The following is a 17521-nucleotide window of genomic DNA, read 5'->3' as shown; positions in this document are numbered from 1 at the left end:
ACCGGTGAGCGAGTCGTCCGACGATATTCTGACGCGGCCCCTCGGGGTCGAGGTGCCGGAACCCGGGCCGCGGGCGGCGCTCGCCCGCCTGCGGGCGCTCGGCCGCGCGCCGCGGATCGTGGCCGGCGGCCTCGCGGGACTCGTCGGCGCCGGGCTCGGCCTCGTCCTGCTCTTCGGCGATCCGCAGGCCGGCGAGCCGCGGATCACCGTCGCCATCACCGTTCGCGAAGCTCCGCCCGCCGCCGCGCGCCCGCAGGCGAGCGTCGTCGCGGTCGAGCCGGACGCGCCGCCGAAGCTTCAGAGCAGCGCCGCCGAGGTCGAGACCGCCTCCGGCGTCACGGTCGTCCGCCCCGGCGGGACGGGCGCGCCCGCCGAGGCCGTGGTGATCCGCGTACCGTCGCCGGCCGCCGCCAAGCTCGCGCCCGCACCCGACCCGCGCCTGACCGAGCGCGGCCGCCACGGCCTGCTGCCGAGGCTCGGCGAGGGCCGCGTCCGCCCCCTCGACGTCTACGCCCGGCCCGAGGAGCCCGGCACCGGCCCGCGCATCGCGATCCTGCTCACCGGCCTCGGCGTCGGGCAGGCGGCGACCGCCAGCGCCATCGTCAAGCTGCCGCCCGCGGTCAGCCTCGCCTTCGCCCCCTACGGCGCTGAGGCCGAGCGCGGCGCCGCCCACGCGCGCGCCTTCGGCCACGAGATCCTGCTCCAGGCGCCGATGGAGCCGTTCGACTTCCCCGACAGCGATCCCGGTCCCCAGGCCCTGCTGACCTCGACCCGGGGGGCCGAGAACGCCGACCGCCTCGCCTGGGTGCTGAGCCGGTTCTCCGGCTACGTCGGTGTCGTCAACCTCATGGGCGCCAAGCTGATGGGCGACGCCGCCGCCTTCGAGCCGGTCCTGCGCGAGATCGCCGGCCGCGGCCTCGGCTTCGTCGACGACGGCACCGCGGTGCGGGGCGCCCCCGCCGACCTGATCGCGCGGACGAAGGTGCCGGCGGCGCGCGCCGAGATCGTCCTCGACGCCGTGCCGCGGCCCGAGGCGATCGACCGCGAACTCGCACGCCTCGAAGCGCAGGCGCGGGCCAACGGCTTCGCGCTGGCCTCGGCCGGCGCCGTGCCGATGAGCATCGAGCGCATCATGCGCTGGAGCCGCGACCTGGACGCCCGCGGAATCCGCCTCGTGCCGGTGAGCGTGGCGCTCCGCGGTGCGCGGGCCGCCACCCGCGTGACGCGGGCGGATTAGCGCCATCGCCGGCCAAGGCTGTGCCGCGTGCGTTGCCGCGGCAGGCGGCCCTGCCCTATGGTCCCGACCGATGACGACCGATGAATCGCGCAGCCGGGCCGACGGCCCGCCCTACCGCCCCTGCGTCGGGATCACCCTGATCAACCGGGCCGGCCTCGTCCTCGTCGGTCGCCGCCGGCAGGACGCCGGCCCCGAGCACGTCGCCGGGAGCCTCGCGTGGCAGATGCCGCAGGGCGGCATTGACGCGGGCGAGGCGCCGCACGCGGCGGCCCTGCGCGAGCTCTACGAGGAAACCAACGTCGCGGCGGCCTCCGTCCGGCTGCTCGCCGAGGCGCCGGACTGGCTGTCCTACGACCTGCCGCCCGACGTGATGACGCGGGCCTGGAACGGCCGCTACCGCGGGCAGACCCAGCGGTGGTTCGCGTTCGGCTTCCTCGGTTCGGACGACGAGATCGATGTGGCGCGGCCCGGCGGCGGGGCGCACGCGGCGGAGTTCGAGGCGTGGCGCTGGGCGCCGTTCGCGGAGCTGCCCGGGCTGATCGTGCCGTTCAAGCGCCCGGTCTACGAGGGCGTGGTCGCGGCGTTCGCGCCGCTCGGCGCATGGTCGGCCGGGGCGTGAGCGCCTCGGCTCCCCGTTAGGTGCGCCATGCGCTGGTGGGCGCTCCCCCTCGTTGCGGTGCTCGGCTGGTTCGCGTTCACGCTGACGCCGCTCTGGTCGCTCTACGATCTCGCCCGCGCGGTGAAGGCGCGCGACGCGGGCTACATCGAGCGCCACGTCAACTTCCGCACGCTGCGCCTGTCGCTGGTCCGGCAGACCACCGCCGCCCTGCGCGCCGCGACCGAGGCCGATCCGGAGATCGATCCGAAGGACCGCCAGCGCCTGAACGAGGCCGCGGTCGGCATCGCCCTGGCGTTGGCCGAGTCGATGGTGACGCCGGAGACGGTGATCGACCTCCTCGACGACGGCTGGCCCCAGAGCCTCGACCTTCCGCGGCCGGCCGACGTTCGTCCGGCGGGCCTCGGCCTCGACCGGATCGGGCGCCTGTTCCCCTACTGGCTGACCTCCGAGATGCGGGGATTTCGCACGGCGGTGATCGCCGCGCCGCCGGACGCCCCGCGGGGCGAACAGCTCCGGGTGCGGCTGCGCCTGCGCGGCTGGAGCTGGCGCCTCGTCGATATCGAGGTGGCCGAGGCCCTTCGCGAGCAGATGGCCCAGCGCCTCGCCCGCACCCTGGCGCGGGTCCGTTCCGGCGGGGGGACGCCCGCCGGCCAGCCGTGAGGAGGGCGTCGGTCGCCCGGCGGCACGATCCCGACGCGGACCGCCCCGGCGACTCTCCCGGATGGTCTCCGCAGGCACGGGAAACCAGTCTCGAGCGAAACGATGCCATGCAGAAGCTGATGGAATGACCGCCCGAAAAAGCTAGAGGGCTTCCTGACGAAGGACCGGGGCGCCAACTTCAAGCGTTCCCCCCCGAACGGCTCGATCAGGTCACGGAACGCGCTCTTCGCGCCGCGACCCTCACGATACGCTTCCGGCTTTAGGACGGAAGCCTTGAGTTGAGCGCAGACCCTTCGGAACACTTGTGGCGTTTGCGCCAGAACACCGCGGTCGAGTTCGAGCTGCCACGTCAGGAGGCCGCGATCGCCGATCCCGTCGATGATGTGGCCCGTCATGCCCGCGAGGAACGCGCCCGGCGCCTTGACCACGGAACGGCTCCAGCCCGGCCGAGCGCGGCGCTCCGGCCTCCGGGTCGCGGGTGCGCGCCAGGACCTCGATGACGTCCGCGGCCAGTGCGACGCCGACCCAGTGCTTGGTGCCGGTGAGCAACCCAGCGGCCGCCGTCGCGCACGGCCCGCGTCCGCACGCCGGCGAGGTCCGAGCCCGCGGTCGGCTCCGAGAGCGCGATGCCGCCGATCGTGTTCGTCGGCCAGCGGCATCACCACGTCGCGGGCGAAGGCACGGGCCGCCTCCTGCAGGGCGGCGCGGGCGTCGGTGCCCCGGGGCGACGTCAGCTTCGGCGGCTTCGCGGCGTGGTGCTCCGGCTCGGGCATCCTCCGTCCGCGCCTGATGGTCGCCTGGGTGTGCGAAGCGGTTCGCGCCGTGCCGGAGGCAACGATCCGGGTCCGACGGCCGGCGCCTATCCCGCCCGGCGCGCCGCGCGCCACCGCGAGACCCGCTCGCGGGCGCGCTCCAGGGCAGCGGCCAGCGGGAACAGCGGATCGGGCGAGCCCTCGATCAGCAGGTGGGCGATCCGCCGCCGTCCGGTCCAGAACGTCTCGGCGAGGCGGTAGTCGGGGGCTGCGCAGGAATCGATCGTCGTCGGGCTGCCCGCACCGAGCACGGACTGCGTCAGGCGGTGGACGAGCTGCACCCCCGGCGCACCGGGGGCGTCCGCCTCGTCGTAGGAGATCTTGAGCACGAAGGCCGCCTCCCCCGTGAGCGGCAGGATCGCGGCGGCCAGCGTCCGTCCGCCGCGGCGCAGGCGGTCGATGCGCAGGCGCCCCCGCGCACCCAGCGCGGCGACCATCCCGCGCATGAAGGCGGCCTCCAGCGGGCGGTTTCCCAGCGCGGTGCCGGCGCGGCCCTTCCAGCCCATGGTCTCCAGGGCGACGTAGTCGTCGAGCGCGTCCATCAATGCGGTGCCCTCGGTGACGGTCTCCAGCACGACCGGACCGCCGGCCTCCAGGCGCTCGCGTCCGAGCCGCAGCTTGCGCCGTCGCTTCGCGCTCACGGCCCCGAGATACGCCGTTCGCGCGTCCGCCGTCAGGCCGGCGAGGTCGAGGACGGCGCGGGCGTGCGGCCAGACGGCGATCCGGCGCAGGCTTCCCCGTCCGTCGACGTGCGCGGCGAAGGGACCGTCCGCGGGCGCGTTCAGCATCAGCAGCCGCGGGGGAAGGCCGAGGGCGCGGGGCGCGGCGCGGAGGGCGGCCCACGCGCGCTCCGTCTCGGCCGCGTCGAGCAGCGGCACGCCGAGCGGGCAGAAGCCGTGCGTCCAGCCCATCAGCACCGGCAGGGGCAAGCCCCAGCGGGTGCGCGAGGCGCGATGGGGCCATAGGGCGAGGAGGCGCGCGCCGGGCGCCTCGGGCGGGCGGTCGGCGACGATCAGGAGCCGCACGCCCGCGCCGAAGGCCTGCGCCGCGTGGAGCGCGTAATCCGCCTCGTAGAACGGGTTGGCGACCAGCGCCTGCGCGCCGAGCCTCCTCCAGGCCTCGATGAAGGGCGCGGACGGATCGAGGCTCCGGACCGCTGCGAACAGGCCGCCCGGCAGCGCGGCGGTCGGACTGGGCGTCATCGCGGCGCGGGCCCGAGCCGGCCACGCACCACGCCAGCGATGCCGACGATGTCGTAGCGCCAGAGTGCGGCGAGGAAACCCGCCACCAGCAAGCCGAACCGGAGCGCCCGCGCCGCCCCCCCTTCCCCGCCCGGCAGCAGGCCGATCGCGGCGGCCGCATCTCCGGCGAGGAGGGCGAGGCCGGCGATGCCGGCGAAGTCGGCGAGCGGCAGCGGCATCGCCGGCAACCCGGACGCTCGGCCGTTCGCGCCGAGGATGAACACGAGGCAGGCTGCTGCCTGCCCCGCCGCGAAGGCGATCGCCGCGCCGGCGACGCCGAGGTGCGGGATCAGCGCCAGCGCCAGCACGCCGACGGTGGCCAGCGTCGCCGCCGACGCCACCGCGTCGAGCCGGCTGGAATTCGTGAAGTAGATGATCTGACCGAAGTAGTACGCGCGGAACATCATCAGGATGCTGGCCGCGATCAGCACCGGGGCCAGCGCCATCGCCCCCGCGCGGTAATCCGGCCCGAGCAGGATCGAGACCACGAGGCCGTCGAAGTTGAGGAAGAACGCCGCGCCGAAGGCCGCGACCAGCGCCATGGCGCGGGCGGCGTCGGCCAGCACCGCGGAGGCCGCCGCCATCCCGCCCGCGCGCGCCTCCCGCTTGGCGATCGAGATCAGCGACAGGGCGAGCGCCTCGCCGAACACGACGAAGCTCTGCTTCAGGAAATCGGCGATCGCCCCGTAGGCGCCGAGTTCCTCCGCCCCGACCGTCTTCACGACGATCAATCGGTCGACGACCTGGGCCAGCGCGGCGATGCCGAAGGACAGGACCAGCGGCCAGCCGTAGGCGATCAGGCGCAGCGCCTCGGCGCGGTTGCCGCGCCCCGGCATCAGCGGCACGACGGTGACCATGGCGGGCACCGAGGCGAGCCCGTAGGCGGCCGCCACCGCGAGCGCGAGGTGCACGGCGTCGCCCGAGACCGCCAGCACGGCGCTGCCGAGGCTGAGGATCAGCACGCCGCGGGCGACGACCGAGACCGCGACGGCCTCGGCCCTGAGCCGGGTCCGCGCGATCTCGGTCGCGCCCTCGAACAGGGTGGTGCCGAGCGCCAGCGCGACGATGGCGCCGGCGATCCTAGCCGGGACGAGGTGGAGCGTGACCGCGAGCAGGCTTCCCAGGCCCGCCAGCGCCAGGGAGCACAGGAGGATGCGCACCACGGTGCCGACCTGCGCCGACTCGCTCGCCTCCTCGTAGAGGGCGAAGAACGCGAATTTCGGCCACTGGCAGGTGGCGCCGTAGAGCACCAGCGCCCAGGACAGGATGTAGAGGTAGGTGCCGTAGCTCTCCGGCGGCGCGAGCCGGGTGAACACCGCCACCGACCCGAGGTTGAGGGCGGCGGCCACGCCCCGCGATCCGAGGTAGGTTGCGGTGTGCCGCGCGATCATCGGCGGCTCACGTCGGATCGGACGGAGGCGAAATCCCCCATCGGGACGGATCGGTTCCGCCGCGGGACATCGTGAGGGTACAGGCGGCGCGGCATGCCTCGGGTCTGCACCGGTCGTGCCGGACGGCGGGGATCGCGGCGGGTCGAGGCCGATGGCTTCGCCTTGACTTCGCAGTTGCGAACGTGCATGTCGCACCTGCAGCGTCAGCGGCCGACAGACGGGTCCGCTTGAGAGGGTTGCGTGACGGATACGAGGGACGGCGTTCAAGCGCCCTCCGAATGTCCGGCCCCTCTCTTCATAACGTGCATGCACCCGGGCCGCCCCATCACGCGGGCAGCCTCCTGCTCTACGGATCGCACCCCCACATATTCAGCGGCATCGCTCGACCGAGCCGGGCTGCTACGCGATTCGGCTGCCTTTGGAAGTCTCCCCTTGACCCAGTTCACCGATTTCGGCCTCGCCCAGCCCGTGCTGCGGGCGCTCGAAGAGGCCGGCTACCACACGCCCACCCCGATCCAGGCGCAGGCGATCCGCCCGGCGATGGAGGGCCGCGACCTCTGCGGCATCGCCCAGACTGGCACCGGCAAGACCGCGGCCTTCGCCCTGCCGATCCTGCACCGCCTCAGCCTCGAGAAGCGCCATGCCCCGCGCCGCGGCTGCCGCGTGCTGGTGCTCTCGCCGACCCGCGAGCTTGCCAACCAGATCGCCGACAGCTTCTCGGATTACGGCAAGTACCTGCCGCTGACGAACACCGTCGTGTTCGGCGGGGTCACCATCGGCCGCCAGGAGCGGGCGCTGGCCCCGGGCGTCGACATCCTCGTCGCGACGCCGGGCCGCCTGATCGACCTGATCGAGCGCCGCTCGCTGACGCTGGAGGGCGTCGAAATCCTCGTCCTCGACGAGGCCGACCAGATGCTCGACCTCGGCTTCATCCATGCCCTCAAGCGCATCGTGCGGTTGCTGCCGGCCAAGCGCCAGAGCCTGTTCTTCTCGGCCACCATGCCGAAGAACATCGCCGGCCTCGCCGACCAGTACCTGCGCGATCCGGTGCAGGTCGCCGTGACGCCCATCGCGACGACCGCCGAGCGCGTCGAGCAGCAGGTGATCTTCGCCCACACGGGCGCCAAGCAGGCCCTGCTCGCCCACATCCTGCGCGACCCGAAGATCGAGCGCGTGCTGGTCTTCACCCGCACCAAGCACGGGGCCGACAGGGTCGTGCGCGGGCTGGAGAAGGTCGGCACGGCGGCCTCGGCCATCCACGGCAACAAGTCCCAGCCGCAGCGCGAGCGGGCGCTTGCCGCCTTCAAGGACGGCGCCTGCCGGGTGCTGGTCGCCACCGACATCGCCGCCCGCGGCATCGACGTCGAGGCGGTGAGCCACGTCGTCAACTTCGACCTGCCGAACGTACCGGAGAGCTACGTCCACCGCATCGGCCGCACCGCGCGGGCCGGCGCCGACGGGCTCGCGATCTCGTTCTGCAACGACGAGGAGCGGGCGTATCTGCGCGACATCGAGCGCCTGACCCGCCAGAAGATCGCGGTCGCCCCCTTCCCCGCGGATTTCGTCGCCCCCTCCCGCCAGGAAGCGGCCGAGATTGCCCAGGCCGAGGAGCGCCGGCCCGAGACCCGCGGCCAGCGTCCCAGCGGGCGCCCGGGCCAAGCCCGTCCCGGTCAGGGCTTCGGTGGGCGGCCCGCGCAGGGCCGTCCCAGCGGCAATCGTTCCGCGGAGCCGGGCCGCGGTTTCGGTCGCCCGCAGGACTCCCGGGTCCAGGAGGCCCGCGGCGCTCGTCCTCAGGGCGAGCGGCCCCGGCCCGAGCACGCGCCCGGCGAGCGCCCGCGCCAGACCGGCAACAACCGCCCGCTCGGCGGCGGCGAAGGCCGTGCGATCGGCTGGCTCGATCGCAGCCCGCGCTCCTGACCCCCTCGCCGCAGCGATGACAACGGCCGCCCCGGATGCCCGGGGCGGCCGTTCGCGCATCCGACCGCCGGAGCCGTCGCGCATATTGCCGGCGGCTTCCCGGCCACCCATCTCGGGATGGCCGAGGTCAACGGGAGCGCCTGTCCATGCGATTCGAACTCTACCGCGACGCGCCGGGGCACTGGCGCTGGCGCCTGCGGGCGCAGAACGGAGCCATCGTCGCCGAGTCCGGAGAGGGCTACCATCGCCGCGAGGATTGCGAGCACGGCATCGCCCTGGTGCGCCAGAGCGGCACCGCGGCCATCATTGACATGACGACGCAGATGGCCTGAGCGCGGCAGAAAACGCAGCGCGCGCCACGAAACGCTTTGCAGACTTCGTGCGTTTCAGCGGCTCGGGCACCGTCCCCGCTCGAACCCTCCCGTCCATGAAGAAGCTGAGACCTGCGATGAGGAAATTCCTGCTCGCCGCCCTGCTGGTACTGGGCTTGGCCGCCGTTGCGCCGCACGGCGCTTCCGCCGCACCGGTCGGCCCCGGCCTCGCTCTGCAGACCGAGGCGGCGCCGGCCGTCGCCGAGAAGGCGCAGTACTACGGTCGCCGCTTCTACGGCCCGCGTCCCTACTACCGCCGGCCCTTCTACGGTCCGCGTCCGTTCTATCGGCGCCCCTATTACGGCCGTCGCTTCTACGGGCCACGCCGGTTCTACTACTGAGCCGAAGCGCGTTCCGAACCCGGGATCTGCACCCGGCGGCCCATTGGGCCGCCGGGTTTTTCATGTCCCGTCCCGAAATAACGAAGCGGGCTGCGTTCCGGCCGGTTCTGCTGTAGGCTGACCGCTTCGGGACGGCCGGCATCAGATCGGTTCGCTCGGGAGGAATGCATCCATGGACGACATCGCGACGCGCGAGATGATCGCGCGCGACCTCTGGCGATCGATTCCGCTCGACTGTCTCCTGTGTGCTGCCGCCGTGTTCCTGGCGGCCGCGCTGAAGCTTGCCGGTCTGATGCCGTGACAACCCTCTTCCACCGGTGGGCGCACAGGGCATAGTCTCGACCGCGCACGAGAGGGCAGCGGCATGGACGGGAGAAGCGCCGACGAACCGCAGGGCGACCTCACGGTCCGCACCATCGCGATGCCGGCCGACACCAACGCCAACGGCGACATCTTCGGCGGCTGGGTGCTGTCGCAGATGGATCAGGCCGGCGGCATCGCCGGCGTCGACCGGGCCGAGGGTCGGGTCGTCACCGTGGCCCTCGATGCGATGACCTTCATCCGCCCGGTGCGGATCGGCGACGTGCTCTGCGTCTACACCCGGATCGAGCATGTCGGCCGCACCTCGATGAAGATCGCGGTCGAGGCCTGGGCCCGGCGCTTCCGCACGCAGACCCGCGAGAAGGTGACGGCGGCGACCTTCACCTTCGTGGCCATCGACGACGAGGGCCGCCCGCGTCCGATCCCGCGCGCGCCGGAGGCCCCGATCCCGCGGGCGTGAGGACGGGTTCCGTTCGGGGCATGATCCGGCTAAGCAGGCTCGCGTTGGCCTGCCAACACGAGCCTGCTCAGGTTCTTGGCCTGTCGCAGGTTTCGCAAAACCGCGGGGCACTTCTGCGAAACCTGCTTAGAAGCCGTTCGGCGGCTTCCGGGAGGGGGTGGCGTCGCCCGCAGATGTCCTCAGGAGGTCCCTCCCGTTGCCGGAAAGCCGTTCGGACCCGAAGAATCTGACGTGGCAGGTGCTCCAGCCCCGCGAGGCGCGCTGGCGCGGCCTGAACCAGCGGCCGGTGATCGCGTGGTTCACCGGGTTGTCCGGGGCGGGCAAGTCGAGCATCGCCAACGCCGTCGATCGGGCGCTGACGGAGGCGGGCCGCCACGCGATGGTCCTCGACGGCGACAACCTGCGCCACGGCCTCAACCGCGACCTCGGCTTCTCGGAGGCCGATCGGGCCGAGAACATCCGGCGCGCGGCCGAGACGGCGCGGCTGATGGCCGAGGCCGGGCTGATCGTCGTCGTCTCGCTGATCTCGCCGTTCCGCGACGAGCGGGCAGAGGCGCGGCGGATCGCGGGCGACATCCCGTTCCGCGAGGTGTTCATCGACACGCCGCTCTCCGTCTGCGAGGCCCGCGATCCGAAGGGGCTCTACGACCGGGCCCGCACCGGCGCGATCCCCGACTTCACCGGCATCTCCGCCCCGTACGAGGCGCCGCTGGCCCCCGACCTGAGGCTCGTCACCGACGGGCTCAGCGTGGCCGATTCGGCCGAGACGCTGATCGCGGATCTCCTGCGGCTCAGCGCGCCGGACTGAGCGCTCCTCACGAAACGCCCGACGCGCCGTCATGCCCGACCCACGGCGGTTGAACCGGCGTCGCGTGAGGCGCGCTGAGGCCGGGCAGCGCCCTGTCAGCCCGCCCCTGCCGTGGAGGGCTGAGACGGGCGCCGCCGCATGAGAACACCCTCGATGTCACTCGGCGGCGAAGAGGCCCAGGCCTGCGCCGGCCTCGGCCGCCTCGGGCATCGCCGAGTCGGCGGCCTCCGCCTTCGCGTCGCCGGGGGCGGTCTCGCAGCCGAGGGCCGGCAGGGCGACGATGCGGTTCTTGGAGAAGTCCGTCCGGCAGACGATGGCGCCGCGGCTCTCCATGTAGCCCAACAGCCGCCGGGCGCGGCCGGGCGAGCGGCTGCCGATGGCGCGCGCGAGCACCGCATCGCCCGGGCACGGCGCCCCGGAGAGCGCCGCGCGCGCGAGGAGCAGGAACAGGCCCTGCACGTCCTCGGGCATCCCCGCAGCCACTTCTTGCGCCTCCGCCCAGCGCGCGTCGCCGTCCGGGCTCGCGGACGCCTCGTCGATCCCGGCCCGCGCCACGCTCAGGCTCCTGCGGAAGGCCGGCAGGCCGAGGCGCTCGCCGTCGAGGCCGCGCATCCGGCAGCGCACCAGGAAGTCCTGATAGATGACCGCCGCCGACTGACGCCCGGCCTCGGGCTCGGCGACGAGGCCGCGCACGATCGCCTCGCAGCCGGCCCGGTTCCCGGCCTCGTCGAGGGCGGGGCGCGCGGGTGCCGGCTCCGACCGGTGGGCGGCGAGGTCCCGCATCAGGTCCGCCGGGCTGACCCGCGGCATCTGTACCGGGCGGGCGGCGCGGGGCGCGTAGGCGAACCCGTCCTCGGCCGGTGCCAGGATTTTCGCGCGCAGGTCGGCGTCCGCGGCGTCGGGCAGCGGGATCAGGGTCGGTGCCGCCGCGCGCGCCCCGGTCGTGACGGGTCCGATCCGCAGGGCCAGCGGCCGGCGGCTGAGGGCCGGCCCGAGCGCGACGAACTCGCCGCGCGCGAGATCGCGGAACCGCTCCGCCCCGCGCCGGTCGAGGCCCAGCAGGTCGGCGGCCCGCGCCATGTCGATGTCGAGGAAGGTGCGGCCCATCAGGAAGTTGGTGGCCTCGGCCGCGACGTTCTTGGCGAGCTTGGCCAGCCGCTGCGTGGCGATGATGCCGGCCAGTCCCCGCTTGCGCCCGCGGCACATCAGGTTGGTCATCGCCCCCAGCGCGATCTTGCGCGCCTCGTCCGAGACGTCGCCGGCCGCCGTGGGCGCGAAGATCTGCGCCTCGTCGACCACCACGAGGCAGGGATACCAGTGCGCCCGCTCGGCCTCGAACAGGCCGCCGAGGAAGGCCGCCGCCGCGCGCATCTGCGCCTCCATGTCGAGGCTCTCGAGGTCGAGCACCACCGAGACCCGGTGGGCCCGCACGCGCGCCGCGATCGCCTGGAGGTCGGCCTCTCCGTGCCCGCCATCGACGACGAGGTGGCCGTGCGCCTCGGCGAGCGTCACGAAGTCGCCCTCGGGGTCGACGACGACCTGCTGCACGTGGCCGGCGCTCTGCTCCAGCAGGCGGCGCAGCAGGTGCGACTTGCCGGAACCGGAATTGCCCTGGACGAGCAGGCGGGTGGCGAGCAGCTCCTCCAGGTCGAGCCGCGCCGGCTGCCCCTGCCCGGCTCCGTCGAGGCCGAGCCCCATTTCGATGCCGAACGCCATCCCCGCTCCGGTTCGCACGCCGCCGGGACAGGCCCGGCACGATGCCTTAGCACGGACCGGCTCCCGGCGGGGCGGGGCGGCGCGCGCGTCCACAAGGTCGAGGTTGCGGAGCGCGGCACGCGTCCGCCTTCCTGCGCTTGTGCCCCGCCGTGGACGGCCGCTCGACGCAAGCCGCGCCCGATCATGCCGCATCGGGTCGCAGCGCCAAGTTCCTGATGGGATGCGCTCTTCGGACGCCTCCGCTTCCCCGTCGTCGGAGCGTCCGCGGATCAGAGCGCCTTGCGGTAGACGACGAAGCCGGACTTGTCCCCGACCGCGTCGTAGAGGCGCATCGCCGTCGCGTTCGTCTCGTGCGTCTGCCAGTAGACCCGGGGCGAGCCCGCGCGCCGAGCCTCCGCGTAGACCCCCTCGATCAGCGCCCGGCCCACCCCCTGCCCGCGCGCGTCCCGCGACGTGAACAGGTCCTGCAGGTAGCAGAACGGCGCGTAGGCCGACGTCGTGCGGTGATAGAGGTAGTGCGTCAGCCCGATCAGCCGGCCGTTACGCTCGGCCACCAGCGCGTGCATCGGCTCGTAGGCGTCGAAGAAACGGTCCCAGGTCGCCTGGGTGACCTCGGACGGGATCGCGGCCGGCCCGACGCGTTCGTAGAACAGGTTGTAGCCCTCCCAGAGGGGAAGCCACTGCGCGTGGTCGCCGCGGGCCACGGGACGGATGGTTGGGGTATCGGCCATGGGCGCGAATTTGAACCCGTTCCGCCCAACGCTCAAGCTGTGCGGCCGCCCTTCCGCCGTGCCATGCTGCCGGCCATGAACCGCATCACCGACATCGCCGGCATCCGCGTCGGCCACGCTTCGGCCGAACGGATCGCGAGCGGCGTCACCGCGCTCGTGTTCGACCGGCCGTTCGTTGCAAGCGTCGACGTGCGCGGCGGCGGCCCCGGCACCCGCGAGACCGACCTGCTCGACCCCGAGCGCACGGTGGAGGGCATCGATGCCCTGGTGCTGTCGGGCGGCTCGGCCTTCGGCCTCGATGCCGCCGCGGGCGTGGTCGCGTGGCTCGCGGAAGCCGGGCGCGGCTTCCCGGTCGGCGGGATGCGGGTGCCGATCGTGCCGGGCGCGATCCTGTTCGACCTCCTCAACGGCGGCGACAAGGCTTGGGGGCGCTATCCGCCCTATCGCGAGCTCGGGTTCGCCGCGGCCGCGGCAGCCCGCGCGGATTTCGCCCTCGGCTCGGTCGGGGCCGGCACCGGCGCACGGACGGGAAACCTCAAGGGCGGGATCGGCTCCGCCTCGGCGCTCGTTCCCGGCACGGGCTTCCGCGTCGGCGCGCTCGCGGCCGTCAACGCCTTCGGCCGCGTCACCGTCGGCGACGGCCCGCACTTCTGGGCGGCCCCGTTCGAGCGCGGCGCCGAGTTCGGCGGCCTCGGCCTGCCCGCGGCAGTGCCGGACGGCGCCCTCGACTTCCCCGCCCGCACGCTCTCCGGCGCCGCCACGACGCTGGCCGTGGTCGCCACCGATGCGCGGCTCACCAAGGCGCAGTGCCGCCGCCTCGCGGTGGCGGCCCAGGTAGGCCTCGCCCGTGCGATCCAGCCGGTCCACACGCCGCTCGACGGGGACGCGGTGTTCTCCGTCGCCACGGGCGTGGTGCCGGCGGCCGACCCGGTCGGCGACCTCGCGCGGCTGGGCGACATGGCGGCCCAGGTGCTGGCGCGCGCGGTCGCGATCGGGGTGTTCTCCGCAACGCGCCTTGCCGGCATCGCGCAGGCACAGTCCGCCGCGGATCTGCTCGGCTCGCCGCCGGCGTGGCGCGACCGGTTCCCCGGAGCCGCCGCGCGGGCTTGACCCCACCGGGAACGCTGATCGCACGGAACCCGGATCGTGCGCAGGTCCCCGTCCGGCCGTCGCGCCCGGCCCGGTGCGCCGAACCGCCGCTCACCTGCGGTTCCGATGCCGGGAACCGGCATGCGGTCCGGCGGATTCCGCCCGCATGACCATCGCCCCCGGATACGACCTCGCCGGTCCCGACCCCCGCGGCTCCCGCACGGTCGCCTCGGCGCAGGCCGGCGAGATCGAACGCAAGGCGCTCGAAGTCCACCGGCGGCTCTGCCCGGTCTACGGCTGCCCGATCCCGTACTTCCGCGGCCTCGATCCGCTCTCCGAGCTGGTCTCCTCCCTGCTGTCGCACCGCACCCGCAATGCCGATTCGGGCCGGGCCTTCAAGGCGCTGCGCGCACGCTTCCCCGATTGGGCCGACCTCATCGAGGCCCCCGTCGCCGAGGTCGAGGCGGACATCCGCGGCGTCACGTGGCCGGAGCTTAAGGCGCCGCGCATCCAGGCGGCCCTGCGCGCGGTGCGGGACCGGCGCAGCGCCCTGTCGCTCGACTTCCTGGGCGACCTGTCGGTGGACGCGGCCCGGGCGTGGCTCGAGGCAATCCCCGGCATCGGGCCGAAGACGAGCGCCGCGGTGCTGGCGTTCTCGGTGCTGCGGATGCCGGCGCTTCCGGTCGACAGCCACCACCACCGCGTGGCGCAGCGCCTCGGCCTGATCGGCCCCCGGGTCGATGTCGGCCCCTCGCACCCGATCCTGCGGGGGCAGCTTCCGGCGGACTGGTCGGCGCAGGACCTCTACGACAACCACGAGATCCTGATGCTGCACGGCCAGCAGGTGTGCCACTACCGCAAGCCCGCCTGCGGGCGCTGCGTGCTGCTCGACCTCTGCCCGAGCGCGCAAACCGCGTACCGCGAGCCTTGAGCCTCACCTTGACCCTCCCCGGCCGCCGGTTCAGAAACCGCCTCGCGCGCGGCACGGTCTGGTCCGGTACGGCGGCGGGGGGTGGCGCGCGATGGCCGCATTCAAGGAACTGGTGTTCTCCGGCGTCCAGCCGACCGGGAACCTGCACCTCGGCAACTATCTCGGCGCCATCAAGCGCTTCGTGGAGATGCAGGCGCGCGACGCGCAGTGCCTGTACTGCGTCGTCGACCTGCACGCGATCACCCTGTGGCAGGACCCGGAGGCCCTCAAGGGCCAGATCCGCGAGGTGACGGCCGCCTTCCTCGCCGCCGGCATCGACCCGACGCGCGCAATCGTCTTCAACCAGTCCCAGGTGCCGCAGCACGCCGAACTCGCCTGGGTGTTCAACTGCGTCGCGCGGCTCGGCTGGCTCAACCGCATGACCCAGTTCAAGGACAAGGCCGGCAAGGACCGCGAGGCCGCGTCCATCGGGTTGTACGACTACCCCGTGCTGATGGCGGCCGACATCCTCGCCTACCGGGCGACGCACGTGCCGGTGGGCGAGGACCAGAAGCAGCACCTCGAACTGACCCGCGACATCGCGCAGAAGTTCAACACCGATTTTGCGGCCTCCATCGCCGCGCACGGGCACGGGAACGGCGAAAACGAGGGGTTCTTCCCCCTGACCGAGCCGCTGATCGGCGGCCCGGCCGCCCGCATCATGTCCCTGCGCGACGGCACCAAGAAAATGTCGAAGTCCGACGCCTCGGACAACTCGCGCATCAACCTCACGGACGATGCCGACGCCATCGCCTCGAAGGTGCGCAAGGCCAAGACCGATCCGGACGCCCTGCCCTCCGAGGCGGCGGGACTCGCCGGCCGGCCGGAGGCCGACAACCTCGTGGGCATCTTCGCCGGCCTGAAGGGCACGACCCGCGAGGCGGTGCTGGCCGAGTACGGCGGCGCGCAGTTCTCCGCCTTCAAGGGCGCACTGGTGGAACTCGCCGTCGAGACGCTCAGCCCCATCGCCGCCGAGATGAAGCGGCTCACGGCCGACGCGAGCCACATCGACGCGGTGCTCGCCGACGGCTCGGAGCGCGCCGAGGCCATCGCCGCGCCGACGCTGGAGGCGGTCAAGGACATCGTCGGCTTCGTCCGGCGGACGCGGCTCACGGCGGTGTGACGATCATCCGCGCGCCGGTCTTCGAAGCCGCTCCGAGCATCTCCCTCACCGCGGCAGCCGCCGATCTGGCCGGTCTGCTCGGCGCGTGAGCTGGAGTCGGCTCTCGCCGCGCGCGACCCCGCGCCTCGTAGTCCGGCAGGTCGATCCGGCCCTCCCGCGCGACGCGGGCCTTGTCCGCTTCCGGGATCACGTCGCCGACCATGCCGCGGCGTTTCCACAGGGCGAGCGGCGTCTCCGTGTCGGGCGTCGGCACGTAGCGGTTCTGCGCGACCTTCCGGTGCGTGTGGATGTAGCGCGGGCCGTTGACCCGGGCCTTCCTCCTGAACGCCCTCATCGTTTCGCGTGCGGGGCTGTTCTGGTCGCGGTCATGAGTGTCCGCCCGATCGGCGCAGGCGATTGCCGAGGTTGCCCGAGGCGCGATCCAGGCCGGTCCCGCTCGCGCGAGGCCGGCCTGGATCGCGCCCTGCCGGGTGAAGTCCGGCCGCCCGCCAACGGCGTCAGTTCTTGGTCTTGTCCACGAGCGCCTTCTCGGAGATCCACGGCATCATCCCGCGCAGGCGCGCGCCGACCTCCTCGATCGGGTGGGCGGCGAGCTTGGCGCGCGTCGCCTTGAACGAGGTCTGGTTGACCTTGTTCTCCAGCATCCAGTTGCGGGTGAAGGTGCCCGACTGGATGTCGGTGAGCACGCGCTTCATCTCGGCCTTGGTCTCGGGCGTGACGATGCGCGGACCCGTCACGTACTCGCCGTACTCGGCGGTGTTGGAGATCGAGTAGTTCATGTTGGCGATGCCGCCCTCGTAGATGAGGTCGACGATGAGCTTCACCTCGTGCAGGCACTCGAAGTAGGCCATCTCGGGGGCGTAGCCCGCCTCGACGAGCGTCTCGAAGCCCGCCTTGATCAGCTCGACGAGGCCGCCGCAGAGCACGGCCTGCTCGCCGAAGAGGTCGGTCTCGCACTCCTCCTTGAAGGTGGTCTCGATGATGCCGGCACGTCCCCCGCCGTTGGCCGAGGCGTAGGACAGGCCGAGGTCGTGCGCGTTGCCGGACGCGTCCTGGGCGATGGCGATCAGCGTCGGCACGCCGCCGCCGCGCAGGTACTCGGAGCGGACCGTGTGGCCGGGGCCCTTCGGCGCGACCATCAGCACGTCGAGATCCGCCCTCGGCTCGATCAGGTTGAAGTGGACGTTGAGGCCGTGGGCGAACAGCAGCGCCGCGCCCTGCTTCATGTTGGTGTGAAGCGACTCCCGGTAGATGTCGCCCTGCAGCTCGTCGGGGGTGAGCATCATCACCACGTCGGCCCACTTCGCCGCATCAGTGACGTTCATCACCGTGAAGCCCTGGCCTTCCGCCTTCTTCGCGGTGGCCGAACCCTCGCGGAGCGCGATGACGAGGTCCTTGCACCCGGAATCGCGCAGGTTCAGCGCGTGGGCGTGGCCCTGGCTGCCGTAGCCGACGATGACGACCTTGCGCCCCTTGATCAGGTTCAGGTCTGCGTCGCGATCGTAGTACACCCGCATGGCGGTCTCTTCCTCGGTGGGTCGGTGGACGTGGCGCGCTCGGGCGCCCGCGGCCTTGGGTCCCCACGGAAATAAGTGCTTCGACCCACCAGAGTTTACAGGAGGATTCGCCTCGCGGGGCGAAGCACTTATTTCCGTGGGAGCCCTTAGCTGTGCTCGGCTTCTAGCGAGGTGGCCCCCTCGACGAAAGGGCGAAT

The 17521-nt window shown here is 73.0% G+C and carries 18 protein-coding genes and 1 pseudogene; 12 read left to right on the top strand and 7 right to left on the bottom strand.

Features of this window, described 5'->3' with window-relative positions; translation table 11 throughout:
* Positions 1–4 precede the first annotated feature (4 nt).
* The 3 genes from ACFE8Y_RS02475 to ACFE8Y_RS02465 all read left to right on the top strand — a co-directional run bounded on the left by ACFE8Y_RS02475 (position 5) and on the right by ACFE8Y_RS02465 (position 2516).
* A complete protein-coding gene (locus tag ACFE8Y_RS02475) occupies positions 5–1237 on the top strand; it encodes a divergent polysaccharide deacetylase family protein (protein WP_375462801.1) in 1233 nt (410 codons plus the stop codon).
* Positions 1238–1307: 70 nt separating this feature from the next.
* Positions 1308–1856, top strand: a complete 549-nt coding sequence (locus ACFE8Y_RS02470; protein ID WP_375462800.1) for an RNA pyrophosphohydrolase — start codon at positions 1308–1310, stop codon at positions 1854–1856.
* A gap of 27 nt (positions 1857–1883) precedes the next feature.
* Positions 1884–2516, top strand: a complete 633-nt coding sequence (locus ACFE8Y_RS02465) for a DUF2939 domain-containing protein (protein WP_375462799.1) — start codon at positions 1884–1886, stop codon at positions 2514–2516.
* A gap of 329 nt (positions 2517–2845) precedes the next feature.
* Here ACFE8Y_RS02465 and ACFE8Y_RS02460 read toward each other — a convergent pair.
* From ACFE8Y_RS02460 to ACFE8Y_RS02450, 3 genes and pseudogenes are all read right to left on the bottom strand, one after another.
* Positions 2846–3289 (bottom strand): annotated as a pseudogene (locus tag ACFE8Y_RS02460) (acyl-CoA dehydrogenase family protein); the annotation flags it as partial.
* Between the two features lie 86 nt (positions 3290–3375).
* Positions 3376–4530 (bottom strand): GNAT family N-acetyltransferase, encoded by a 1155-nt coding sequence (locus ACFE8Y_RS02455; RefSeq protein WP_375462798.1) that lies wholly within the window; start codon positions 4528–4530, stop codon positions 3376–3378.
* The gene (locus tag ACFE8Y_RS02450) at positions 4527–5960 is read right to left on the bottom strand and encodes a lipopolysaccharide biosynthesis protein (RefSeq protein ID WP_375462797.1); all 1434 of its coding nucleotides are present in this window, start codon (positions 5958–5960) and stop codon (positions 4527–4529) included. The genes ACFE8Y_RS02455 and ACFE8Y_RS02450 overlap by 4 nt, the downstream gene beginning before the upstream one ends.
* Before the next feature lie 432 nt (positions 5961–6392).
* On the opposite strand from ACFE8Y_RS02450, the gene ACFE8Y_RS02445 reads away from it, so the two are divergent.
* The 6 genes from ACFE8Y_RS02445 to cysC all read left to right on the top strand — a co-directional run bounded on the left by ACFE8Y_RS02445 (position 6393) and on the right by cysC (position 10178).
* Complete coding sequence (locus tag ACFE8Y_RS02445; protein ID WP_375462796.1) at positions 6393–7877, top strand: DEAD/DEAH box helicase; 1485 nt, start codon at positions 6393–6395, stop codon at positions 7875–7877.
* 146 nt (positions 7878–8023) lie between these two features.
* Positions 8024–8209 carry a YegP family protein gene (locus ACFE8Y_RS02440; RefSeq protein WP_375462795.1) on the top strand — a complete coding sequence of 62 codons (186 nt, stop codon included), beginning with the start codon at positions 8024–8026 and terminating at the stop codon, positions 8207–8209.
* A gap of 116 nt (positions 8210–8325) precedes the next feature.
* Positions 8326–8589, top strand: a complete 264-nt coding sequence (locus ACFE8Y_RS02435; protein WP_375462794.1) for a hypothetical protein — start codon at positions 8326–8328, stop codon at positions 8587–8589.
* A 172-nt stretch (positions 8590–8761) separates the two neighbouring features.
* Positions 8762–8890 carry a hypothetical protein gene (locus tag ACFE8Y_RS02430; RefSeq protein ID WP_375462793.1) on the top strand — a complete coding sequence of 43 codons (129 nt, stop codon included), beginning with the start codon at positions 8762–8764 and terminating at the stop codon, positions 8888–8890.
* Positions 8891–8953: 63 nt separating this feature from the next.
* On the top strand, positions 8954–9370 hold the full coding sequence (locus ACFE8Y_RS02425) for an acyl-CoA thioesterase (protein ID WP_375462792.1): 417 nt from the start codon (positions 8954–8956) through the stop codon (positions 9368–9370).
* A gap of 196 nt (positions 9371–9566) precedes the next feature.
* On the top strand, positions 9567–10178 hold the full coding sequence (cysC, locus tag ACFE8Y_RS02420) for an adenylyl-sulfate kinase (protein WP_375462791.1): 612 nt from the start codon (positions 9567–9569) through the stop codon (positions 10176–10178).
* A 156-nt stretch (positions 10179–10334) separates the two neighbouring features.
* On the opposite strand, the gene ACFE8Y_RS02415 is transcribed toward cysC, so the two are convergent.
* On the bottom strand, positions 10335–11894 hold the full coding sequence (locus ACFE8Y_RS02415) for a helicase HerA domain-containing protein (RefSeq protein ID WP_375462790.1): 1560 nt from the start codon (positions 11892–11894) through the stop codon (positions 10335–10337).
* Positions 11895–12163: 269 nt separating this feature from the next.
* Positions 12164–12625, bottom strand: coding sequence for a GNAT family N-acetyltransferase (locus tag ACFE8Y_RS02410; protein ID WP_375462789.1), 462 nt, complete (start codon positions 12623–12625; stop codon positions 12164–12166).
* Between the two features lie 75 nt (positions 12626–12700).
* Between ACFE8Y_RS02410 and ACFE8Y_RS02405 the strand changes: the two genes are divergently transcribed.
* The 3 genes from ACFE8Y_RS02405 (at position 12701) to trpS (ending at position 15807) form a co-directional block, all read left to right on the top strand.
* Positions 12701–13735, top strand: coding sequence for a P1 family peptidase (locus ACFE8Y_RS02405; RefSeq protein WP_375462788.1), 1035 nt, complete (start codon positions 12701–12703; stop codon positions 13733–13735).
* A 145-nt stretch (positions 13736–13880) separates the two neighbouring features.
* The gene (gene nth / locus ACFE8Y_RS02400; protein WP_375462787.1) at positions 13881–14645 is read left to right on the top strand and encodes an endonuclease III domain-containing protein; all 765 of its coding nucleotides are present in this window, start codon (positions 13881–13883) and stop codon (positions 14643–14645) included.
* A 91-nt stretch (positions 14646–14736) separates the two neighbouring features.
* Positions 14737–15807: a tryptophan--tRNA ligase gene (gene trpS, locus ACFE8Y_RS02395; protein WP_375462786.1), complete on the top strand. Its 1071-nt coding sequence runs from the start codon at positions 14737–14739 to the stop codon at positions 15805–15807.
* Here trpS and ACFE8Y_RS02390 read toward each other — a convergent pair.
* Together ACFE8Y_RS02390 and ilvC are read right to left on the bottom strand one after the other, a co-directional pair.
* Positions 15794–16141 (bottom strand): hypothetical protein, encoded by a 348-nt coding sequence (locus tag ACFE8Y_RS02390; RefSeq protein ID WP_375462785.1) that lies wholly within the window; start codon positions 16139–16141, stop codon positions 15794–15796. The two genes, trpS and ACFE8Y_RS02390, sit on opposite strands and share 14 nt — an antisense overlap.
* Positions 16142–16304: 163 nt before the next feature.
* Complete coding sequence (gene ilvC / locus ACFE8Y_RS02385) at positions 16305–17456, bottom strand: ketol-acid reductoisomerase (protein ID WP_375462852.1); 1152 nt, start codon at positions 17454–17456, stop codon at positions 16305–16307.
* Between the last annotated feature and the right edge of the window lie 65 nt (positions 17457–17521).

Origin of the sequence: uncultured Methylobacterium sp., assembly GCF_964242245.1 — a bacterium.
Taxonomy (GTDB): Bacteria; Pseudomonadota; Alphaproteobacteria; order Rhizobiales; family Beijerinckiaceae; genus Methylobacterium.
Note: the sequence above shows the minus strand (reverse complement) of the source record. Positions and strands in the feature narration are given on the sequence as shown.